The sequence below is a fragment of the Hugonella massiliensis genome, assembly GCA_001486445.1.
Classification (GTDB): domain Bacteria; phylum Actinomycetota; class Coriobacteriia; order Coriobacteriales; family Eggerthellaceae; genus Hugonella; species Hugonella massiliensis.
The window spans coordinates 1-23024 of the sequence record LN908986.1; the positions used below are offsets into that span (position 1 = coordinate 1).

Annotated in this window: 12 protein-coding genes and 3 rRNA genes; 1 reads left to right on the forward strand and 14 read right to left on the reverse strand. The window is 64.1% G+C overall.

The genetic code is table 11. The features are described from left to right. Nucleotides 1–20: 20 nt before the first annotated feature. From rrf to BN3270_RS02730, 14 genes are all read right to left on the reverse strand, one after another. Nucleotides 21–135 (reverse strand): 5S ribosomal RNA (gene rrf, locus BN3270_RS02665). A gap of 129 nt (nt 136–264) precedes the next feature. Then, a 23S ribosomal RNA gene (locus BN3270_RS02670) occupies nt 265–3235 on the reverse strand. Nucleotides 3236–3629: 394 nt separating this feature from the next. Beyond that, a 16S ribosomal RNA gene (locus tag BN3270_RS02675) occupies nt 3630–5140 on the reverse strand. Together the 16S, 23S and 5S rRNA genes form the textbook arrangement of a ribosomal RNA operon. 444 nt (nt 5141–5584) lie before the next feature. Then, nucleotides 5585–6559 carry a C-terminal binding protein gene (locus BN3270_RS02680; RefSeq protein WP_058985658.1) on the reverse strand — a complete coding sequence of 325 codons (975 nt, stop codon included), beginning with the start codon at nt 6557–6559 and terminating at the stop codon, nt 5585–5587. A 150-nt stretch (nt 6560–6709) separates the two neighbouring features. After that, nucleotides 6710–7609, reverse strand: coding sequence for a ribokinase (locus BN3270_RS02685; RefSeq protein ID WP_058986770.1), 900 nt, complete (start codon nt 7607–7609; stop codon nt 6710–6712). An 84-nt stretch (nt 7610–7693) separates the two neighbouring features. Further along, the gene (gene uriT, locus BN3270_RS02690) at nt 7694–9097 is read right to left on the reverse strand and encodes a uridine transporter UriT (RefSeq protein WP_058985659.1); all 1404 of its coding nucleotides are present in this window, start codon (nt 9095–9097) and stop codon (nt 7694–7696) included. Nucleotides 9098–9101: 4 nt separating this feature from the next. Beyond that, entirely contained in the window at nt 9102–10043 is a 942-nt protein-coding gene (gene uriH, locus BN3270_RS02695; protein WP_058985660.1) for a uridine-preferring nucleoside hydrolase UriH, read from the reverse strand. 170 nt (nt 10044–10213) lie between these two features. Further along, nucleotides 10214–11326, reverse strand: a complete 1113-nt coding sequence (leuB, locus tag BN3270_RS02700) for a 3-isopropylmalate dehydrogenase (RefSeq protein WP_058985661.1) — start codon at nt 11324–11326, stop codon at nt 10214–10216. A gap of 9 nt (nt 11327–11335) precedes the next feature. Next, nucleotides 11336–12862 carry a 2-isopropylmalate synthase gene (locus BN3270_RS02705; protein WP_058985662.1) on the reverse strand — a complete coding sequence of 509 codons (1527 nt, stop codon included), beginning with the start codon at nt 12860–12862 and terminating at the stop codon, nt 11336–11338. 91 nt (nt 12863–12953) lie between these two features. After that, nucleotides 12954–13463, reverse strand: a complete 510-nt coding sequence (locus BN3270_RS02710) for a 3-isopropylmalate dehydratase small subunit (RefSeq protein ID WP_058985663.1) — start codon at nt 13461–13463, stop codon at nt 12954–12956. Between the two features lie 13 nt (nt 13464–13476). Continuing rightward, the gene (gene leuC, locus BN3270_RS02715) at nt 13477–14742 is read right to left on the reverse strand and encodes a 3-isopropylmalate dehydratase large subunit (RefSeq protein WP_058985664.1); all 1266 of its coding nucleotides are present in this window, start codon (nt 14740–14742) and stop codon (nt 13477–13479) included. A gap of 91 nt (nt 14743–14833) precedes the next feature. Next, on the reverse strand, nt 14834–17332 hold the full coding sequence (locus BN3270_RS02720) for an AMP-binding protein (RefSeq protein ID WP_058985665.1): 2499 nt from the start codon (nt 17330–17332) through the stop codon (nt 14834–14836). Next, the gene (locus tag BN3270_RS02725; protein ID WP_058985666.1) at nt 17332–18744 is read right to left on the reverse strand and encodes an alpha-isopropylmalate synthase regulatory domain-containing protein; all 1413 of its coding nucleotides are present in this window, start codon (nt 18742–18744) and stop codon (nt 17332–17334) included. Before BN3270_RS02725 ends, BN3270_RS02720 begins: the two co-directional genes overlap by 1 nt. A 185-nt stretch (nt 18745–18929) precedes the next feature. After that, nucleotides 18930–20237, reverse strand: coding sequence for an L-cysteine desulfidase family protein (locus tag BN3270_RS02730; protein WP_058985667.1), 1308 nt, complete (start codon nt 20235–20237; stop codon nt 18930–18932). A 146-nt stretch (nt 20238–20383) separates the two neighbouring features. Between BN3270_RS02730 and BN3270_RS02735 the strand changes: the two genes are divergently transcribed. Beyond that, nucleotides 20384–22882: an excinuclease ABC subunit UvrA gene (locus BN3270_RS02735; protein WP_058985668.1), complete on the forward strand. Its 2499-nt coding sequence runs from the start codon at nt 20384–20386 to the stop codon at nt 22880–22882. Nucleotides 22883–23024: the final 142 nt, after the last annotated feature.

The window sequence follows — 23024 nt, forward strand, 5'->3', positions numbered from 1 at the left end:
CAAAGAAAAAGCGCCCTCCGCGAGCGCGACGCCCTATCCTCCCACGGGCTTCCCCCGCAGTACTTTCGGCGATGCGGGGCTTAACTGCCGGGTTCGGAATGGGTCCGGGTGATCCCCCGCTCCATGGTCGCGCTCGCGGGGGGCGCTCCCCCGCGAGGTCCTGGTTAGGATCTCTCTAGGTTTTCCAAGGCGGCTCCGGGCCGACCCTGGGGGTTGCATGGCGCTCACGGAAACCTCACGGACCGTCAGATACGGGTGCGAATTGAGATGAAGAGCTCGACCGATTAGTACCGCTCGCCTGAGCGCCTCGCGGCGCTTGCAGCTGCGGCCTATCAACCTCGTGGTCTACGAGGGGTCTTACCGGAAAGAGATCTCATCTTGGAGACGGCTTCGCGCTTAGATGCCTTCAGCGCTTATCCGTTCCGGACGTAGCTACGCGGCAGTGCCGTTGGCCGACCACCGCTGCACCCGAGGTCCGTCCACCCCGGTCCTCTCGTACTAGGGGCAGATCTCCTCAGTTCTCTTGCGCCCGCGGAGGATAGGGACCGAACTGTCTCACGACGTTCTGAACCCAGCTCGCGTACCGCTTTGAATGGCGAACAGCCATACCCTTGGGACCGACTTCAGCCCCAGGATGCGATGAGCCGACATCGAGGTGCCAAACCTTGCCGTCGATGTGGACTCTTGGGCAAGATCAGCCTGTTATCCCCGGAGTACCTTTTATCCGTTGAGCGACGGCCGTTCCACGTCGGGCCGCCGGATCACTAGAACCTGGTTTCCCACCTGCTCGGCTCGTCGGCCTCGCAGTCAAGCCCGCTTGTACTCTTGTGCTCTGCGGACGGTTGCCGACCGTCCTGAGCGGACCTTGCGCACGCCTCCGTTACTCTTTGGGAGGCGACCGCCCCAGTCAAACTACCCGCCTGGCACGGTCCGCGCGCCGGATCGCGGCCGCGCGTTAGATCGCCGGAACGGTGAGGGTGGTATTCCAAGGGCGGCTCCGCCCGGGCTGGCGCCCGGGGTTCATAGCCTCCCACCTATCCTCTACGCACCGAGCCAACGATCAATGCCAAGCTGTAGTAAAGGTTCACGGGGTCTTTCCGTCCTTCCGCGGGAAGTTCGCATCTTCACGAACAATGCAATTTCACCGGGTCCATGGTTGAGACAGCGCCCAAGTCGTTACGCCATTCGTGCAGGTCGGAACTTACCCGACAAGGAATTTCGCTACCTTAGGACCGTTATAGTTACGGCCGCCGTTTACCGGGGCTTGGCTTCGGCGCCTCGCTTTCGCTAACGCTTCCGCGTAACCTTCCGGCACCGGGCAGGCGTCAGACCCTATACGTCGCCTTGCGGCTTTGCAGAGTCCTGTGTTTTTGATAAACAGTCGCTTGGGCCGTTTCGCTGCGGCCCGCCCGGGCTCCGGAGGCTAGCTCCCTCACCTGGGCGGGCACCCCTTCTCCCGAAGTTACGGGGTCGGTATGCCGAGTTCCTTAACCATGGTTCTCCCGATCGCCTCGGTATGCTCTACCCGCCTACCTGTGTCGGTTTTGGTACGGGCGCCGCGGGCCTCCCTAGAGGTTTTTCCAGGGGGCATGGGCTCGCCGGCTTCGGATCAGATCCTTCGTCTCGCGTCTCGGGCTCATCGGTCGGCTGGTTTCCATGCCGACCGCCCTACGCGCTTTCACGGGGACGTCCAGAACCCCGCCCGGCTACCCTTCCCCGTCACCCCGTCGGTGGTGACGGCCCGCGGCGGTACAGGAATGTCCGCCTGTTGTGCATCGCCTACGCGTGTCCGCCTCGGCTTAGCTCCCGACTGACCCTGGGGCGATTAGCGTTGCCCAGGAACCCTTAGGCTTACGGCGGAGGGGTTTCCCGCCCCTCTCTCGTTACTCATGCCAGCATTCTCACTTCCCGGATGTCCACGCGGGGTCGCCCCTCGCGCTTCGCCCCTCCGGGAAAGCTCCCCTACCACAGGATCTCTCGATCCGTCCGCCGCTTCGGCGCCGTGCTTAGCCCCGTGAATTGTCGGCGCATGTCCACTCGACCAGTGAGCTGTTACGCACTCTTTAAATGCATGGCTGCTTCTAAGCCAACATCCTGGTTGTCTAGGCAAACGCACATCCTTTGCCACTCGGCACGGACTTGGGGGCCTTAGCGGGCGGTCTGGGCTGTTTCCCTCTCGAGCACACAGCTTAGCCCACATGCTCTGACTCGCGGCCAATGGGATGCCGGCATTCGGAGTTTGGTTTTCCTCGGCAGGCGGTGAGGCCCCCTCGGAAGTCCAGTGCTCTACCTCCGGCATCGTACGGCCGCGGCTAGCCCTAAAGCTATTTCGGGGAGAACGAGATATCTCCGGGTTTGATTGGCCTTTCACCCCTATCCACGGGTCGTCCCCTCCGTTTTCAACCGAAGTGGGTTCGGGCCTCCACGGGGTCTTACCCCCGCTTCACCCTGCCCATGGATAGCTCACCCGGCTTCGCGTCTACGGCGCGCTACTCACCGCCATCTTAAAGGCTCGCTTTCACTGCGGCTCGCTTCGAAGCTTAACCTCGCAGCGCACCGTAACTCGCTGGCTCATTCTACAAAAGGCACGCCGTCACAGAGGAATCCTCTGCTCCGACTGCTTGCGGGCGCACGGTTTCAGGTACTGTTTCACTCCCCTCTCGGGGTGCTTTTCACCTTTCCCTCACGGTACTGGTCCTCTATCGGTCATAGGAGAGTATTCAGCCTTGGAGGGCGGTCCCCCCTGCTTCCAACCGGGTTTCACGTGCCCGGCTGTACTCGGGATGCGCGTCCGCCGGGGGACTGGGGTCCGCGTACGGGGCTCTCGCCCGCTCCGGCCGGCCTTTCCATGCCGTTCCGCTTCCCAGTCCCTTTGTAACCGGCGCCGGCCCCTGCAGGGACCGGATGCGCGCTCCCACGACCCCCATGCAGCAACGCCTGCAGGCTGTGCGCATGCATGGGTTTAGGCTAAACGCGCTTTCGCTCGCCGCTACTCGCGCGATCTCGGTTGATTTCCTTTCCTCGGGGTACTTAGATGTTTCAGTTCCCCCGGTTCGCCCCTTCCCGCCTATGCGTTCGGCGGGAGGTGCCAGAGCTCCGCTCTGGCGGGTTGCCCCGTTCGGAGACCTGCGGGTCGAGGGATGTTTGCTCCTCACCGCAGATTATCGCAGCTTGCCGCGTCCTTCGAAGCCTTCCTATGCCAAGGCATCCACCGTGCGCCCTACGTATCTTCATTTCCCTTCGCGTCCCCTCCCGCGCTTCTGCGCGGGAGGCGTCAGTTCGAAATAAAAGTATTTCGGGTATCCATATCTTAGTTATTGCGATCGTGTAATGCGAACCACCTGCGGGATTCCCGGAAGATCGAATTAGTTTGAAAAACGAATCTGAGGGATTCTCGCTGATGATTCTTTCAGTTTCTATGAAACGCTATGCAACTCTCAAGGTGCCCGGAGGGGGAGGTTTCCCCGACCGTCCGAGGGAGGGCCCTCGGGACCGGATGCCGCGAGACGAGAGATAGGGGCTTCAAGCTTTCGTACACTTTTTCCCCTGTGAGGCGAACCCATTCGCCTTCCGGGGCGCGGGAGCTCTCGCTCGACCGCGCTTCGGGCTGGCGCCCGATTTCTCCCTAGAAAGGAGGTGATCCAGCCGCACCTTCCGGTACGGCTACCTTGTTACGACTTCACCCCCCTTACCCTCCACACCTTCGGCGCCTCCGCCCCTTGCGGGTTCGGCCGGCGACTTCGGGTGCAGACGACTCGGGTGGTGTGACGGGCGGTGTGTACAAGGCCCGGGAACGTATTCACCGCGGCGTGCTGATCCGCGATTACTAGCAACTCCGACTTCACGGGGGCGGGTTGCAGCCCCCGATCCGAACTGGGACCGGCTTTGGGGGATCCGCTCCGGATCGCTCCTTCGCATCCCGCTGTGCCGGCCATTGTAGCACGTGTGCAGCCCAGGGCATAAGGGGCATGATGACTTGACGTCGTCCCCACCTTCCTCCGGCTTGACGCCGGCAGTCCCCCATGAGTCCCCAACTCAATGCTGGCAACATGGGGCAGGGGTTGCGCTCGTTGCGGGACTTAACCCAACATCTCACGACACGAGCTGACGACAGCCATGCACCACCTGTCCGGGCTCCTCTCGGCCACGGCGTCTCCGCCGCTTCACCCGGATGTCGAGCCCTGGTAAGGTTCTTCGCGTTGCTTCGAATTAAGCCACATGCTCCGCTGCTTGTGCGGGCCCCCGTCAATTCCTTTGAGTTTTAGCCTTGCGGCCGTACTCCCCAGGCGGGGCACTTAATGCGTTAGCTGCGGCACGGGGGAAGGGCTCCCCCACACCTAGTGCCCATCGTTTACGGCTAGGACTACCAGGGTATCTAATCCTGTTCGCTCCCCTAGCTTTCGCACCTCAGCGTCAGTGTCGGCCCAGAAGACTGCCTTCGCCATCGGTGTTCTTCCCGATATCTGCGCATTTCACCGCTACACCGGGAATTCCGTCTTCCTCTACCGAACTCGAGCCCGCCGGTTCGGGGTCGGGCCGGAGGTTGAGCCCCCGGGTTTGAGACCCCGCTTGGCGAGCCGCCTACGCGCGCTTTACGCCCAATGAATCCGGATAACGCTCGCTCCCTACGTATTACCGCGGCTGCTGGCACGTAGTTAGCCGGAGCTTCTTCTGCAGGTACCGTCATGGTTCTTCCCTGCTGAAAGCGGTTTACGACCCGAAGGCCTCCGTCCCGCACGCGGCGTTGCTGCGTCAGGGTTGCCCCCATTGCGCAAAATTCCCCACTGCTGCCTCCCGTAGGAGTCTGGGCCGTATCTCAGTCCCAATGTGGCCGATCGGTCTCTCAACCCGGCTACCCATCGCGGGCTAGGTGGGCCGTTGCCCCGCCTACTACCTAATGGGACGCGACCCCATCCCCTGCCGCTGAATCGTTTTCCCCGCGGGGCCATGCGGTCCCGCGGGAGTACCCGGTGTTAATCCCGCTTTCGCGGGGCTATCCCGGAGCAGGGGGCAGGTTGGTCACGTGTTACTCACCCGTTCGCCACTCTATGACCGCCCGAAGGCGGGTTAATCGTTCGACTTGCATGTGTTAGGCACGCCGCCAGCGTTCATCCTGAGCCAGGATCAAACTCTCCGTTTAAAGCGCGGCCCCCGAGGAGGCCGACGGTCTCTCTTCCAACGGATCTGTGAGATCTCTGTTTCGTTTTCCGTCTTCCCGCGGCCTCGTTGGAGGCTGCCGCGGAACGACGGGGTTCGTCTAGCTTGAATTCTCTCGTTCGCAGTATCCGGTTCTCAAGGTCCTCCCGCGCCCCCGTTGGGGGCGGGCGCCGCTGCTTGCGGCTTCGATGTAGAATAATTACATCGAAGAAGAATGTCAAGAACAATTTCAAAAAAGTTTTTGCAACCTCTTTGAAAGACTTGCATCTTCCCTGTTCAATGGCCTTGTTTCCAAGGGCTTGAACAGCGCCCGTTTCAAGCGGCAAGACGGTATAGTACGCATCTCCCGTAGCCGACGCAAGCACGAATTACCGCCTTCATCTTTTGCACACAACCGATGAATGCGCCCGCCTACCGGTAAGCAGCTTTACAGGACGCTTGGATTAATGCAATCGGCGGGCGCCCTTCCCTGCACCACATCGATGACTGCCTGCACCGACCGCTCGCAGAGCTCGCGCACGGCTTCTTCCGATTGGTAGGCGGCATGGGGCGTGAGCACGGTGCGCGGAGCTCGGACCAGCGGGCTCCCTGAGTCGAGGGGCTCTTCGGGGAACACGTCGAGACCGGCACCGAAAAGGCGCCCTTCCTCGAGAGCGCAGGCGAGTGCGGCGGCGTCGACAAGACCCCCGCGCGCCGTATTCACCAGGACGGCCCCCGGTTTCATACGGGCGATGCGCCGTCGGTCGATGAGATTGCGGGTCGCAGGAACAAGGGCCGTGTGCAGACTCACCACATCGGCGGTTGACACCAGCGTATCGAGCGGCAGACAGGGATAGCCTTCGGGCGTTGCGGCAGCGCCCTCCCGTTCGAGCGACCGTGACCATACGACCACATCGAACCCGAGCCCTGCTGCCTTGCGGGCCGTTTCCCTGCCAATCGCACCATATCCCACGATGCCGAAGGTGCGTCCCGCGACCTGGCCGAGCGCGGGGAGGTGAGCGAGGTCCCACTTCCCCGCCCGCACATTGCGGTCGGCTTCGGTTATCCGTCGCAGCACGGCGAGCGCAAGAGCGATCGCGTGGGTGGACACCACTTCGGTGGCGTAGCCCGGCACGTAGCAGACGGCGATGCCCCGTCGGGTAGCCGCTTCAACGTCTATGTTGTCGACGCCCACCCCCGTGCGGCTGATGACCTTAACCGTGGGGTCGAGCGCGTCGATGACCGAGGCGGAAAAATCGCCGTAGGAGGTGATGATTCCCTGGACCCCACGCAGGACGGTCGTTGCCTCTTGGCCTTTTCGCGAATCGGCTTCCACCACGTCGATGCCCGCTTGAGCGAACATGCGCCGCATGAGGTCGCCGTTTTCCAGATAGAAATCGATTGCCGCCACCCGTGTGCCCATCGCTATCCTCCTTGGTCGACTGTTCCTCTCAGGGTATCCGAATCTGCGTGCTCCGAGACGCGCGCTCTGAAATCGAAGACCTTCAAAACGCAAGAAAGGCCGTTCGCGCACGTGCGCGAACGGCCTTAAGCGAGCAGGTGTCGAAGATTCCTAATCGAGGTCGACAAGAAGGGGAATCGACTGCTGGGCGCCCACTTTGGTAGTAGCGAGCGCCGACGCCTTCGTGGCGAGAGCGACTGCCTCTTCCGTCGTGAGTCCGCGGGCGTAGCCGGCGACGAGGGCGCCGATATAGGTATCTCCCGCGCAGGTGGTGTCGACGGCGCGCACCGCCGGCGGGACCGACTCGATGATCGCGCCCTGAGAATAGACGCACGAGCCCCGTGCGCCGAGCGTGATTGCAATCGACCCGGCGCCCGCTCCCGCAAGCTCTTCCATGGCCGCCCGAATGGCGCGGTCGTCGTCGGGGAAAATGCTCGTGAGCGTTTCGCATTCGCACTCGTTGACCACGAGCAGGTCGATGAAGGGGTAGACCTCGAGCGGCAGCTCGCGGGCGGGCGCGGGATTGACCACCGTGTACATGCCGCGGTCATGCGCATGGCGCAGGGCGTCCATCGTGGTGTCGAAGTCGCACTCCAGCTGGCAGAGGAAGACGTCGCCGCCACGGGCAAAAGCGTCGAGCGAGCGGCGGACGTAATCGATGCGCGGCACCATGTTGGCGCCGGAATCGATCGTGATGAAATTATCGCCCGCGACACGGGTGATAAGGGCCACGCCGGTAGACGCCGCGTCGGTGCGCAGGAGGTGATCGCACTGAACGCCGTATTCGGCAAGCGCCGCGATCATCTGGTCGCCGAAAGCGTCGGTGCCCACGGCGCCGAGCATGCGCACGCTAGCGCCGAGCTTGGCGGCGGCTACCGCCTGGTTGGCTCCCTTGCCGCCGGGGTTGGTGATGAAGTCGTGCCCGATGACCGTTTCGCCCAAGATGGGCATATGGTCGCTTGCGATTGACAGATCCATGTTGAGGCTGCCGAAAACCACTACATTGCTCACGGGGATTTCCTCTTTCCGCATCGATACGAAAACGCCGGCCGGGCGCGATGCCCAGCCGGCGACAAGCACCGTGCACGGTGCCGATTAGCTGTTGTCTGCGTCCTCTTCCTTGGGGATGAGGAAGGAGACGGCCAGGGCGAGGCCAAGCAGGACGGCGGCCGCCACCATGGACGACACGTAGCCGGCCACGACGCCTGCACCCTGGGCCATCTGCTGCATGACCGCGTAGAGGACGGCGTAGGACAGGCCCGCACCCAGGTTGAAGGCGCCGGCGTTCATGCCGGGCAGATAGCCGGGATTGTCCTTGGGCGACAGCACGATGCCCAAACCGTTGAGCATGATGTTGGCGGTGCCGGCGTAGGCAACGCCGAGCACGACCGAAATCACGACGAGACCCACCACGCTCGCGTTATTGCACAGGAAGATGCCGAACAAAACGCCCAGGATGCTCACGAGCAGGCCGCAGCGCAGTACCGTGTGGTAGCCGAATTTGCTCGCGAGGATGCCGGCAACCGGGCCGAAGACAAGGCCGAGCAGCGCATAGGGGGTCAGCGTGGCGAAGGATACGACGTCGGCGCCCATGTTCACGCCCATGTTGGGGTCCTGGGCGATGGCGGGCACGACGCCGTTCATGATAGCGAAGACGCCCGTCATCGTGAGCAATGTGGTGAGCAAAAGGCCCCAGGTGCGGCGCTGGCGCAGGTAGTGCGTGGCCACCATGGGATGCTGCTTCTTGTTTTCGATCTTCCAGAAGATGACGAAGAAGACAGCGGCGACGATAACAAGGAGGGCGACCAGGCCGAAGTTGGCAGCGGCCAGCTTCTGGATTTCGTTAATCGCCAGATAGGCGGCCAAGAAGGCGATGCCGAGCGAGAAGACGCCCGCCCAGTCCATCTTGGGGGTCTCTTCGGCGGTGGTTTCCCTGCAGCAGACGGTGATGAGGACGACGGCAACGGCCGCCACGACCGCCATGACGGCGAAGACCGAACGGAAGCCGAAGTTACCGGCAAGCCAGCCGCCCAAAAGGGCGTCGACGCCGGCGATACCGCCGTTGACCGAGGTGAGAATGGCCATCAAGCGGGTGTAGCGGGCCTCTTCGGTGATTTCGGCATGGAGCATGATCAGGCACATGGGGACCACCGGACCGGCGACGCCCTGCATGACGCGACCCACCATGAGCACGTCGACGTTGGGGGCAAGGGCGCTCACGATGCAGCCCAGGCCGGTGATGGCAAGCATGCCGGTAAGCACCTTCTTGCGGCCGACGAGGTCGGCAAGGCGCGGAAGGAAGAGGGAGAAGAGGGCGGCCGCCGTGAAGAAGACGGTCTGCGTGTTGCCGATGGCGACTTCGGTGGTGTTGAGTTCCGCCTGCATGGTCACCAGCGCAGGCGAGAGCATGGAAGCGTTGAGCTGGAAGGCGAAGATAGCCACCAGCAGGGCTGCCATCAGCGAAACGATGGACCCCTTCTTGGTTTCGGTTGCGGACATGACGTTAGCCGATCCTTTCGATTGCGTCGGTTACGAGGTCCCAGAATTTCTTGAAATCGAGCTTGGTGGCCACCTGGGTGTGGCATTCGTCGGCGGAGGGCTCGGGGCCGCGCAGGTCGCAGACCGTCATGCCGAGGGTATGTTCGCCGTGAATCTCGATGTCGATCGGGCAGCGGCGCGTCTGCACGCACGTGGGGTCGATCAGATAGGCCACGGTGCAGGGATCGTGTACCGGCGGGTCGACGAAGTCCTGGTTGTCCTGGTAGGTCTTGCGGAAGAAGTCCATGAGACCGCTCACGAAGGTGGCAAGCGGGGTCCCCACCGATTCGATCTGCTTCTGGGCCTCCGGCGTGCAGAGGGCCTGATGGGTGAGGTCGAGGCCGACCATGGTGAGGGGCCAGGGCTCGTTGAAGACGACATGGGCGGCTTCGGGGTCGACCTTGATGTTGAATTCGGCCACGGCGCTCCAGTTGCCCACGTGGTAACCGCCGCCCATGAGGACGACTTCCTTCACGCGGTCGACGATCGCAGGCTCCATGCGGCAGGCCATCGCGATGTTGGTGAGCGGACCCGTGGGGACCAGGGTGATCGTGCCGGGTTCGTTTTCCATGATGGTCTTGACGATGTAGTTGACTGCGTGCATGTCTTCGAGCGGACGGGTGGGCACGGGGAGCTCGACGCCATCGAGACCGGTTTCGCCGTGAATCGAGGCCGCGACTTCCTGCGGGCGAGTAAGCGGACGATCGCACCCGGCATAGACGGGAACGTCGGTCGCGTGAGCTTTCTCGAGGACCGCGCGCGCATTGTAGGTTACCTTGTCGAGGCTCTGATTGCCGCCGACCGTCGTGACGCCCAGCAGGTCGATTTCGGGGTTGCCCACCGCAAGGAGGAGGGCAACCGCATCGTCGTGGCCGGGGTCGCAGTCGAGGATGATCTTCTTCGCCATGCGAGCACCTTCTTCATGTTCGGTACGTATTGCTGTGCGCATGCGCACGGGCGACTATTTTAGTGCAAATTTTTTGAAACGAACATAAAACAAGTGAATACGGTGAAGATGCGAGAACGCAAAAGGGCCCGCACGTGCGTGCGGGCCCTTTTCCAAGGCACGGCGTTCGGTTAGCCGGCGATATGCCGGGCAACCAGATCGCCCATGGCCACCGTACCCATCACCTTGTCGGCAGGCGTGGCGCTCGTGGCCAAATCGCCCGTGCGCCACCCTTCGTCGAGCACCTGCGACACGGCGCGGGTCACGTCGTTGGCCGCGTCGACCATGCCGAAGGCGTACTGGAGCATCATGCCCACCGACAGGATCTGAGCCAAGGGGTTGGCGATGCCCCGGCCGGCGATGTCGGGCGCCGACCCATGGCTGGGCTCGAAGAGTCCCACCCCGTCGCCGAGCGACGCACTCGCAAGCATCCCCAGGCTGCCCGTGATCTGGGCAGCTTCGTCGGAAAGGATGTCGCCGAACATGTTTTCGGTCACGATCACGTCGAACTGGCGCGGGTTGTTCACCAACTGCATGGCCGTGTTGTCCACGAGCATGTCGACGAGCTCGATTTCGGGGAATTCCTCGTCGTGCACGCGATGGACGACCTCGCGCCACAGACGAGAGGTATCGAGCACGTTGGCCTTGTCGATGCTGTGCACGCGGCCGTGGCGCGACTGCGCGGCGCGGAAAGCCTGGCGGGCGATGCGCTCGATTTCGTATTCGCGGTACTCGAGCGTGTCGACGGCGCGCTGGCCGCGACCGCCGTGGGCACCGGCGCCCTCTTCGTCGTAGAAGCGCTCGCGATGGCCGAAGTAGAGGCCGCCCGTGAGCTCGCGCACGATGACCAAATCGACGCCTTCCACCACGGCGGGCTTTAACGTCGACGCGTCGCGCAGGGCGTCGAAGATGCGCACGGGGCGCAGGTTGGTGTAGAGGCCCAGCTGCTTGCGAATGCCCAAAAGGCCCTGTTCGGGGCGGGGCTTGGAGCTGTCGGTGGTGTCCCACTTAGGGCCGCCGACGGCCGCGAGCAGCACCGCGTCGCTCGCGCGGGCGGCGTCGAGCGTCTCTTCGGGCAGAGGGTTGCCCACGGCGTCGATCGCGCAGCCACCGATGAGGGCTTCCTCGTAATCGAAGGCGACGTCGTACTTCTTCCCCACCGCGTCAAGGACCTTCACGCCTTCCGCGATGATTTCAGGACCGATCCCGTCGCCGGGAAGGAGGCAGATCTTCTTCGTTTCCACGCGCGCTCCCTAGTGCTCTTTGCGGATCATGCGGTTCAAGGCGTTGAGGTAGGCCTTGGCCGAGCTCACCGTGATGTCGCATTCCGAACCGCGGCCGCTGTAGACCTCGCCGTCGGCCGACATGATGCGGACGGTTACCTCGCCCAGGGCGTCGATGCCGCGGGTGACCGACTGCACGCTGTACTCGCTCAAGTCGCAATCGGCCTTCACGATCTTGTCGATGGCCTTATAGAGGGCGTCGATCGGGCCGGTACCGTACTCGCAGGCGATGTGCTCGTGGCCTTCGGGGTCGGCGATCGTGACGGTCGCCGTGGGGGTCAGCGGCTGGCCGCAGCTGATCTGCGTGGCCTTGAGGGTGTAGAGGGCGTCCTCGTTGCGGGCACGCTCGCCCATGAGGGAGTGCAGGTCTTCGTCCATGACCTCCTTCTTGCGGTCGGCCAGATCGAGGAAGTCGCGGTAGATCTTGTCGAAGTGCTCCTTGTCGCCCACCTCGTAGCCCAAATCCTCGAGGCGCTTGCGCAGGGCGGCATGGCCGGAGCGGGCGGACAGGACGATGCTCGAACCCTTGGCGCCCACCAGCGTGGGGTCGATGATCTCGTAGGTGTCGCGCCCCTTGATGACGCCGTCCTGATGAATGCCCGAGCTGTGCGAAAAGGCGTTGGAACCCACGATGGCCTTGTTGGGCGGCACGGGGAAGCCGGTAATCGAGCTCACCAGGCGGGAAGCCTGCAGGAATTCCGAGGGGTTGATGTCGGTATGGGCGTCGAGCTCTTCGCCGTGCATCTTGATCGCCATGACCACTTCTTCCATGGCGGTGTTGCCGGCACGCTCGCCCAGGCCGTTGATCGTGCACTCGATCTGGGTGGCGCCATTGCGCACGCCTTCCATGGCAAGCGCGGTGGCCATGCCCAGGTCGTTGTGGCAGTGCACCGAAATGGTAACGTCTTCGATGCCGTCGACGTGCTCGCGCAGGTACTTGATGCGCTCGCCGAAGACCCAAGGCATCTCGTAGCCGGTGGTATCGGGGATGTTGACGACCGTGGCGCCGGCCTTCACGGCGGCTTGGATCATGCGGGCCAGGTCCTCGAAGGGGGCGCGACCGGCGTCTTCGGCGTAGAACTCGACGTCGTCGGTGTACTTCCGGGCGCGCTTGACCGCGTGCACGCCGCGGTCGATGGCCTCTTCCAGGCTCATGCCGCGGAACTTGTACTTCAGATGCTGAGGGCTCACGCCGATGCCGGTATGGATGCGGGGGCGCGGGCAGTCGGCCAGGGCGCGACCGCATTCGTCGATGTCCTTGTCAACGGCGCGCGAAAGGGCGCAGGTCACGGCGCGGTCGCCCACTTCCGCAGCGATGCGCTGCACCGACTGGAAGTCGCCGGGGCTGGAAATGGGGAAGCCGGCTTCGATGACGTCGACGCCCAAACGGAGGAGCTGACGGGTCACGACGAGCTTTTCCTGGGTGTTCATGGACGCGCCGGGCGATTGCTCGCCGTCGCGCAAGGTGGTGTCGAAAATGGCGATTTTCCTGCTCATGTTTGCCTCCGATGGTTGCAGGTAGCTAAGTCCGCCCCGATGGGGCGGGTTCTGTCACACATTGATGATGGAACGCGTACGAACGGCGCCCCTACGAGGCAGCCCGGTCCCTGGAGAGTAGGGCCTTGGTGCGCGGGATGAGACCGCCGTACGCGATAATCTCCTGGATGAAGTCCGGGAAGGGCTGGGCATGGAAGACCTGGCCCGTGGTGAGGTTGGCAATCGTGCCCGTATCGGCGTCGACCGCCACCCTATCGCCGGCCTTGATGCCGTCGACCGCTTCGGCGCATTCCATGATGGGCAGGCCGATGTTGATCGCGTTGCGATAGAAGATGCGGGCGAAGCTTTTGGCGATGACGACGCTCACGCCGGCCGCCTTGATCGAGATAGGCGCGTGCTCGCGCGACGATCCGCAGCCGAAGTTTTCTTCGGCCACCAGGATGTCGCCCGGCTCCACCTTCGACGCGAAGGCGGGGTCCAAATCCTCCAGGCAGTGTTTGGCGAGCTCTTCGGGGACCGTGGTGGTCAGGTAGCGCGCCGGAATGATCACGTCGGTGTCGATGTCGCGCCCGTAGCGATGCGCGTTTCCTTCGAACTTCATGTCGCTTCCCTTTCTAGTCCAAGTCCTCGGGCAAGGCCACGTGGCCTGCCACCGCCGACGCCGCCGCCACGACGGGGTTGGCCAGGATTACTTGCGACGTGGGGTCGCCCATGCGGCCCACGAAGTTGCGGTTGGTGGTGGCCACCGCGCGTTCGCCATGGGCCAGGCAGCCCATGTGCCCGCCCAGGCAGGGACCGCAGGTAGGGGTGCTCACCGCGCAGTTGGCATCGAGGAAGATCTGGGTGAGCCCCTCTTCGATGCACTGGCGCTCGATCTGCTGGGTCGCCGGAATGATGATGCAGCGCACGCGGGGATCGATCGTGCGGCCTTTGAGCACCGCAGCCGCAGCGCGCATGTCCTCGATGCGGCCGTTGGTGCACGACCCGATAACCACCTGGTCGATGGCGAGGTCGCGGCATTCGCGGGCCGGGCGCGTGTTGGAAGGCAGATGCGGCAGGGCCACCGTGGGCTCGATCTGCGTCGCGTCGATGTGGTAGACGGCCGCGTAGGTCGCGTCGGGGTCGGAATGATATTCCACGTAGTCGCGTTCCTTGCGCTCATCGACGTAGGCGCGCGTGATGTCGTCGACCTCGATGAGGCCCGCCTTGCCGCCCGCTTCGATAGCCATGTTGGAAATGGTCATGCGGCCGTCCATGCTCATCGAGCGGATGGTGGAGCCGGTGAATTCCATAGCCTTGTAGAGGGCTCCGTCAACGCCGATCATGCCGATGATGTGCAGGATCACGTCTTTGCCCGACACGCCCGGGGCAAGTTCGCCGTCGATTTCGAATTTGATGCTTTCGGGCACCTTGAACCAGGCGCGGCCCGTAGCCAGGCCCACGCCGGCATCGGTGGAGCCCACGCCCGTGGAGAAGCAGCCCAGAGCGCCGTAGGTGCAGGTGTGGGAATCGGCGCCGATGATGAGGTCGCCGGGAACGCAAACGCCCTGTTCGGGCAAAAGGGCGTGCTCGATGCCGACCTTGCCCACTTCCCAGTAGTGGCTGATGCCCTGCTCGCGGACGAAGTCGCGCACGCGCTTGGACAGTTCGGCGCTCTTGATGTCCTTGGCGGGCGTGTAGTGATCGGGCACCATGACGACACGGTCGGGATTCCACACGCGGTCGGTGATCTTGCGGCATTCGTCGATGGCGATCGGCGCGGTGACGTCGTTGGAAAGCACCAGGTCGAGGTCGCATTCGATGAGCTGGCCGGGAACGACCTCGTCGAGCCCGGCGTGGGCCGCGAGAATCTTTTCGGCAATGGTCATAGGACGTGCCATGCTAAGCCCTCCTTTTCGTAGGGTTTTGAAAACGATTTCTATTGCGAAGAGAAGCGGGCGCCCGGCGCGAGAGCCGAGCGCCCGCGCGAGATCACTTCTTCTTGTCGAGTAGGTCTTCCACGCCGAGTTCTTTGGCCATGGCTTCGCGCATCTTGTACTTGAGCACCTTGCCGGCGGCGTTCATGGGGAACTCGTCGACGAAGCGGATGTAGCGGGGCACCTTGTGGCGGGCGATGTGGGTCTTGATGAACTCGCGCATCTCGTCTTCGGAGACGGTCTCCCCCGCCTTCAGGATGATGAAGGCCGCAGCCTCTTCGCCGTACTTCTTGTCGGGCACGCCGATGACCTGGACGTCCTGCACCTTGGGATGGGTGTAGATGAACTCTTCGATCTCCTTGGGATAGAGGTTCTCGCCGCCGCGGATGATCATGTCCTTCAAACGGCCGGTCACGATGTAGTTGCCCTGCTCGTCGTGCATGGCGATGTCGCCCGAATGCAGCCAACGCTCTTCGTCGACCGTGCTGCGGGTGGCTTCGGGCATCTTGTAGTAGCCCTTCATCGTGTTGTAACCGCGGCTGCAGAACTCGCCATTGACGCCGGCGGGCAGCTCTTCGCCCGTATCGGGGTCGATGACCTTGCATTCCACGTGCGGGAAAGCGTAGCCCACCGTGTCGGTGCGCAGCCACAGAGGGTCGGTCCAGGCCGACATGGTGGCGCCGGGCGACGATTCGGTCTGGCCGTAGACGCTCACGATGCCGCGCATGTTCATCTCGTCGGGCTGGGCGGCGCGACGCATGAGCTCAGGCGGGCAGCCCGAACCGGCCATGATGCCCGTGCGCATGTGAGAGAAGTCGGTCTTCTTGTAATCGGGATGGTTGAACATCGCGATGAACATCGTGGGCACGCCGTTGAAGCAGGTGATGCGCTCCTGCGTGATGCAGGACAGCGACGCGCGGGCGCTGAAGTAGGGCATGGGGCACAGGGTGGCGCCATGGGTCATCGACGAGGTCATCGAAAGGACCATGCCGAAGCAGTGGAACATGGGCACCTGGACCATCATGCGGTCGGCCGTGGAAAGGCCCATGCGGTCGCCGATGCACTTGCCGTCGTTGACCACGTTGCGATGGGTGAGCATGACGCCCTTGGGAAAGCCGGTCGTACCGCTCGTGTACTGCATGTTGCACACGTCGTCGGGCTGGACCTTGTCGGCCAAGCGCTGCACCTCTTCGCGCGGGACCAAGTCGGCACGGTCGAAGGCCTCGTCGAAGGTGAGGGCACCCGGCATCTTGAAGTCGACCGTGATCACGTTGCGCAGGAAGGGCAAGCGCTTGCAGTGCAGGGGCTCGCCCGGCGTGCTTTCGGCGATTTCGGGGCAGAGCTCGTTGATGATGTCCTTGTAGTTGGAGTCGAGCGCGCTCTCGATCATGACGAGGGTATGCGTGTCCGACTGGCGCAGGAGGTATTCGGCTTCATGTACCTTGTAGGCGGTGTTGACCGTGACGAGCACGGCGCCGATCTTGGTGGTAGCCCAGAAGGTGATGAACCAGGCCGGCACGTTGGTGGCCCAGATGGCGACCTTGCTGCCCGGCTTCACGCCCAGCGAGAGCAGGGCGCGAGCGAAGTTGTCGACGTCGTCGCGGAACTCTTCGTAGGTGCGCGTGTAATCGAGCGTGGTGTAGCGGAAGGCGTACTGGTCGGGGAATTCCTGCACCATGCGGTCGAGCACCTGGGGGAAGGTGAGGTCGATGAGCTCGTCTTTCTCCCAGACGTACTGGCCCGTGCCGTCGTGGTTCAAGATCAGGGGGTTGCGCGCCTTCTTGGTGTCGTCGAAGCGGCTCATGTAGTTGACGTAGTAAGGGAAGATGACGCTCGGGTCGTCGAGGCCGTCGATCCAGGTGGGCTCGCATTCGATCGAAACGAAGCCGTCGTAGTTGACCGAGGCGAGCGCGCGCATCACGTCGGCGATGGGCAGAGTGCCCTCGCCCACCAGGTTGAAGTCGCCGTCGTCGGAAGAGTCACGCATGTGCACGTGGCGCACGTAGGCACCCAGGTTGCGAATCGTGATTGCCGGCTTCTCGCCGAAGTCGCGCACGGGATGGTGGACGTCCCACAAGGCGGCGATGTAGTCGCTCGCGAATTCGTCGAGCATCTTCACCAAGCGTTCGGTATCGGCGTAGATGCCGGTGGTTTCGAGCAGGATGGACACCTTTTGCTCGCGGGCGCAGTCGATGAGGGCCGAAAGCGCGGCGCGCACGCGGTCTTCGTTGTCGTGGTGGGCCTTGACGCTCACGCTCTGGGCGCCGGCGATGGCGGCCAGGTCGATGAGCTGCTTGACCTCTTCGACGTGGTCGACGTCATCGGAAATGTCGATCGTCGTGTCGAAGACGGGGATTTCAATTCCCTTGCCGCGCAGGTCGCGGGCCGTGGCGCGGGCGATCGAGCGGTCGAAGGGAGCACCCTTGCCCGAGAAGGCCTCGTTGGCCTGGACGTCGCTCACCTCGATACCGTTGAATTCCATTTCAGTTGCGAGGCCGACCAATTCGTCCCAGGAACGGTTCTGCCAGCCTCGAGTGGAAAACGAAAGCTTCATTAGTTCTGCTCCTCATAGACGATCTTGTTCACGGCGCTCACGAAGGCGCGAATGGCCGAGCCCACGATGTCGGTGGAAATGCCGCGGCCGGAATAGAGCTTGCCGTTAGCCTCGAGCTTCACGAGCGTATGCCCCATGGCCTCGTGGCCTTCGGTGACGGACTGGATCTGGAAGTCGTCGAGCTCGAAGTGCTGGCCCACCAGGTGCTCGACGGCGGCGAAGGCGGCATCGATCGGGCCGTCGCCCATGCCCACGTATTCCATATCCTCGCCGTTCTTGCTCAGGTGAACGCGGGCGGTGGAGCGGATGTGGTTGCCCGAATTGAAGACGTAGTCGACGATTTCGTAGGTGGCGGGCACCTGCAAGGCCGCCGTGGCGACGATCGTGTCGAGTTCGCGACTGCCCACGACGTCCTTCTTTTCGGCGATGCGGCGGAAGGCTTCGTAGACGTTGACCTGGTCTTCGGCCGAAAGCTCGTAGCCGAGCTTGGCGGCACAGGCGGTCACCGTTTCGATTGTGTCGTTGGCGTCGAGCTGGATGGAGCCGTCGACTTCGCTCGTGCTCGCCATCGAGGGGCCCGCGGCGTCGCCGCTCTCGCAGATGCGACGAATCTGATCGGACACGCGCTTGATTTCGGTGGTGCGCACGCCGGTGGACACGCCGAGCTGGTCGCGCTTGTCGGTGATGATCTTGACCATCTTTTCGACCGAGGCGATGCCGAGCGGGTACATGGAGGCCTTGATCTCGTCGACGCCGGCCATGATGCCGGCGGTGGCGCAGGCGTTGGCCATGTAGAGAGCGTCGGAGCAGGCGATGCCGAGCGAGACATCCTTGAGTGCGGGAACGAACTTCACCAGGTCGTCGACGAAGGCGCCGAACTCTTCGGGGAGCATGTTGCCCGCCTCGTCGAAGACCGTCACCGTGGTGGCGCCGGCCTTGATGGCACGCGAGATAGCCTCGCCCAGGTAGTCCTGGTCGGCGCGGGTGGCGTCTTCGGCGATGAATTCCACATCGGGGCAGAGCGCCGCGGCGGCGGCGACCGTCTGCTCGATCGAATCGAGCATGGCGGGGGCCTTCTTGTGGTAGATGTACTCCATCTGCGCGGGGCTCACCGACGCCATGACTTGCAGGCGGGGATGCTTTGCCTCGGCGAGGCATTCCCAGATCTGGGCGACGTCTTCCCCGTCGAGCTTGACGGGCACGGCGAGCACCGCGTCGGTCACGATCGAGGCGATCGACTTGATGCGGAGGCTGTCGACCTTGGGCTGTTCGATGCCTTCGATTTCGACCACGGACACGGACAGTCGGTTCAGAAGCTTCGACAGTTCAAGCTTTTCCTTGAACGAAAGATCGATGGACTTGGCGTCCTTGGCGGCTTTCATGGTGGTGTCGCTAATGCGAATTTCCCTCATTGCCTACACTCCTGTATTGATCCGACTAATTAATATGTGTGGTCACTTTAGCACACGATAGTGCCCTGTGAACCCCCGCACGAAACCTGCACTTCACGCTTCACGCGAGGTTCATAATGCGGCTCCCGTCGTCCCAGATGCGCGAACCGAGCGTCGCTCGAGGAGACTCGACCCGCCCTCCTCCGTCACTGCCCCTGCTTTTCGCGCATAATCGCGAGGATTTCGGCATCGGCGGCGCGCATGCCCAGAGTGCCCACACGCGCCATGTTGCGAATGGACTGTTCGGGCGTTTGGGCGCACACGCCGTCGCTCGGCAGAAGCCCCACGCCGCGGGCGGCGAGCAGGGCGCTCGTCACCGCAGCCGTCGAGGCCATCGACACCTTCAGGGCGCAGCCCACCTTGCCGCCGTCGCAGACCATGCCGGTGACCGTCCCCACCATGTTGCGAACCGCCAGACCCACGCCTTCCTCGTCGGCCCCGAAAAGCCAGGCCATGGCCGCCGCGGCCGCCGTGCTGGAAGCCGCCACGCAGGTGCAGACCGCCGCGAGCTTGCCCACCTGCAGGTTGATATAGCGATTGACCAGGTGGGCGAAGGCGACCGCCTGGGCCGTGCGCGAAGGCGAAGCGCCCACCGCGCGCGCCGCTTCGGCCACGGGGATGGTGACGACGAGGCCCTTGGTGCCCGCGCCGGAACTGCTCATGCAGGGCAGCATGCCGCCGCCCAAGCGCGCTTCGGTGGCAGCCGCCACCTTGCAGGCGATGCGCGGGGCGAGCCCCTGTCCCAGCACATCCGCTGCCTCGTCGCCCTCGAGCGCGCGGGCGATGCCCACGCCTACTTCGGCCGTCGCTCCCGCTTGGGCGGCGCGGTCGTTCATCGCCACCCCGTCGAGCACGAAGGAGAGCTCGGAGGCCGGCGCCTCTTCGACCAGGTGGAGAATATCGGCGATGCGCATCTCCCCGAGACGGGCGAGGACCGCGCTTTCGGAGGCGGCCGCTTCGGCAGGGGCAGTCCAGACGCGCCGGCCGTTGCGGGCGCGCTCCACCACGTTGGTGTGGCCGCCGCTGACGACCGCGCGACCGGTGGCCTGTGCCGTTTCCACATCGACGCAGGCGTAGACGCCCGTCGCCCCCTCGTCGATCGCGACCCGTACCGCACCCCGCCTGCACAGGTCTTCGGCCGCCGCGGCGATTGCGGGTGTAACGCCTTCGAAAATCGAAAGGCCTGCTTCGGGCCTGGCGACGAGCGCGCCCAGAGCCGCGGCGCAATCGAGCCCCACACCCGGATAGCCCGGAATGCCCACCGACATCCCGTTCTTGAAGATGTTGGGGCTCGTGCGCACCCGGATCGACACGAGTGGTGCGGCGGAATCGTCGCCGCGGGCGGTACGCACCGCATCGGCCGCGGCGACCGCAACGCAGGCCGGTTCGGTGCAGCCCACCGCCGGCACCACGTCGGCATGGAGGAGGGCGATCATCTCGTCAACGGAAATCATTGGGGCCGGCTTTCTTCAACATACGGAACAGTACGTGCCATCAGGCGCGTACGAGCAGTATAGCCGCACGCGACACCTTGCCCCGCGCGCGCAGACGCTTACACTTGAACCGAGCGCATCGACCATCCGCCGGCAAAAGAGGCCCCATGAACGAACCCGACCACACCACCACCCCGCGAGCCATCGAAGTGCGTGGCGCCCGCGTGCACAACCTGAAGAGCATCGACGTCGATATCCCCCTGAACCGCATCACGGGCATCGCCGGGGTGTCGGGATCGGGAAAGTCATCGCTCGCCTTGGGCATCCTCTATGCCGAAGGGTCGCGCCGCTACCTGGAATCGCTTTCAACCTACACGCGCCGCCGGATGACCCAGGCCGAACGCGCCGACGTGACCGACGTGCGCTACGTGCCCGCCGCCCTCGCCTTGCACCAGAGGCCAGGCGTGCCCGGCATCCGCAGCACCTTCGGTACGATGAGCGAGCTTCTGAACAGCCTGCGCTTGATGTTCTCGCGCCTGGCAAGCCATCGCTGCCCTAACGGCCACTACGTGCCGCCCAGCCTGCTCGTGGCCGCCGAAAAGCCCCTTACCTGCCCCGAATGCGGCGCCAGCTTCTTCGCCCCCGGCGCCGAAGACTTGGCCTTCAACAGCGCGGGCGCCTGCGTTGCCTGCGGGGGCACGGGCATCGTACGCACGGTCGACGAAGCGACCCTGGTCCCCGACGACAGCCTCTCGATCGACGAGGGCGCCGTGGTCCCTTGGGGCAGCCTCATGTGGTCGCTCATGAAAGACATGGCCCGCGACTTGGGCGTGCGCACCGATATCCCCTTCCGCGACCTTACGGAGCGCGAAAAGGAGATCGTCTACCACGGCCCGATGGAAAAGCATCACCTGCACTACCTGAACCCCAAGAACGGCCAGTCCTCCGAGCTCGACTTCACCTATTATTCCGCCGTGAACGCCGTGAAAAACGCCCTCGCCAAGGCCAAAGACGAACGGGGCATGAAGCGCGTCGAGAAGTTCCTTACCGAAGGCACCTGCCCCGATTGCCACGGCACCCGCCTCTCCGATGCCGCACGCGCGCCTCGCCTGCGCGGCATCGGCCTCGACGAGGCCACCGCGATGACCCTTTCCGATTTGGTCGCTTGGGTCGAAGGCGTCCCCGAATCGCTTCCCGAAGCCATGCGCCCCATGGCGAAAAGCATCTGCGAATCCTTCCTCGACACCTCGGTGCGCCTTTTGGACCTGGGCCTGGGCTACCTTTCGCTCGATAGGCCCGGCGCCACCCTTTCCACCGGCGAGCGCCAGCGCGTGCAGCTCGCGCGCGCCGTGCGCAACCGCACCACCGGCGTGCTCTACGTGCTCGACGAACCCTCGATTGGCCTCCACCCCTTCAACCTGCGCGGGCTCACCGGCGTCATGGACGATTTGGTGGCCGACGGAAATTCGGTGGTGCTCGTCGACCACGACACTCAGGTGCTCGCCCACGCCGATTGGATCGTGGAGATGGGACCCGAAGCCGGCGCCCGTGGCGGCACGGTCATCGCCCAGGGCACCGTGGCCGACCTCGAAGCGAACGACGACTCGCGCATCGGGCCGTTCCTTTCCGGCGAAACGGACCGCGTGCGCGAGGCGGTCGACGAGGCGCGCCTCTTCGATGCGGGTCGCATCTGCCTGGAAACGGGCGCCATCCACACCGTGCATCCGCTTTACGTAGAACTGCCCAAAGGGCGCCTCACCGTGGTCACCGGTGTGTCGGGCTCGGGGAAAACCACCCTCGTCTTGGAAAGCCTGGTGCCCGCCCTTGCTTCGCTTTCGGGCGCGCAACCGGCGCCCGCCCACGTGAGGTCGATCGCCGCCGACGGCATCGAAACGGTCAAGCTCATCGACGCCACGCCCATCGGCATCAACGTGCGGTCGACCGTGGCCACCTACGCCGGCGTGCACGACGCCCTGCGCAAGGCCTATGCCCGCACCGAAGGCGCCCAGGCGCGGGGGCTTAAAGCGGGCGACTTCTCCTACAACACCGGCAGCCTGCGCTGCCCCACCTGCGACGGCACCGGGCAGATCTCGCTCGACGTGCAGTTCCTCCCCGACGTGGACATCACCTGCCCCGACTGCCGCGGGTCGCGCTACGACCGCGATGCCCACGAAATCCTGCGCACCGGAAAGGATGGGCGCGCCTTATCGCTCCCCGACCTCATGAACATGAGCGTCGACGAAGCCCTGGAAGCCACACGCGGCATGAAGCTCGTGCAGCGGCGCCTGGGGGTCTTGCACGACCTGGGCCTGGGCTACCTGACCCTAGGCGAAGAGACGCCGGGGCTTTCGGGCGGCGAAGCCCAGCGCTTGAAGCTGGCCAGCGAGATGGGCAAGGGCCAGGGCACCTCGGTCTTCGTGTTCGACGAGCCCACCATCGGCCTGCACCCGCTCGACGTGCGCACCCTGCTTGCCGTCTTCGATCGGCTGGTTTCCGCCGGAGCCACCGTGATTGTGATCGAGCACGACCTCGACGTGATTCGCAACGCCGACTACCTGGTCGACATGGGTCCGGGCGGCGGGGTCGAAGGCGGCCGCATCGTGACGTGCGGCACGCCCGACCAGGTGCGCGCCTTCCCCGAAAGCGTGACAGGGCGGTTCATCTAGAGGCGCCGTGCGCCGAGGGACAACCCGCGACGCACGGCGAGCAGGGCACACCGCATCGGCGAGGGCTCACCTTCCACAGCCGCAACCCGTGCGTTCGTTGCCACGACAACGGAAATCTGCGCACGCGCGGCGCACAGTGATG

What these genes read in the sequence shown, in the direction of transcription:
- uriT (WP_058985659.1), bottom strand. Translation starts at nt 9,097, where the DNA reads ATGTCCGCAACCGAAACCAAGAAGGGGTCCATCGTTTCGCTGATGGCA.
- leuC (WP_058985664.1), bottom strand. Translation starts at nt 14,742, where the DNA reads ATGGCACGTCCTATGACCATTGCCGAAAAGATTCTCGCGGCCCACGCC.
- BN3270_RS02725 (WP_058985666.1), bottom strand. Translation starts at nt 18,744, where the DNA reads ATGAGGGAAATTCGCATTAGCGACACCACCATGAAAGCCGCCAAGGAC.
- BN3270_RS02735 (WP_058985668.1), top strand. Translation starts at nt 20,384, where the DNA reads ATGAACGAACCCGACCACACCACCACCCCGCGAGCCATCGAAGTGCGT.
- uriH (WP_058985660.1), bottom strand. Translation starts at nt 10,043, where the DNA reads ATGGCGAAGAAGATCATCCTCGACTGCGACCCCGGCCACGACGATGCG.
- BN3270_RS02680 (WP_058985658.1), bottom strand. Translation starts at nt 6,559, where the DNA reads ATGGGCACACGGGTGGCGGCAATCGATTTCTATCTGGAAAACGGCGAC.
- BN3270_RS02705 (WP_058985662.1), bottom strand. Translation starts at nt 12,862, where the DNA reads ATGAGCAGGAAAATCGCCATTTTCGACACCACCTTGCGCGACGGCGAG.
- BN3270_RS02730 (WP_058985667.1), bottom strand. Translation starts at nt 20,237, where the DNA reads ATGATTTCCGTTGACGAGATGATCGCCCTCCTCCATGCCGACGTGGTG.
- BN3270_RS02720 (WP_058985665.1), bottom strand. Translation starts at nt 17,332, where the DNA reads ATGAAGCTTTCGTTTTCCACTCGAGGCTGGCAGAACCGTTCCTGGGAC.
- BN3270_RS02710 (WP_058985663.1), bottom strand. Translation starts at nt 13,463, where the DNA reads ATGAAGTTCGAAGGAAACGCGCATCGCTACGGGCGCGACATCGACACC.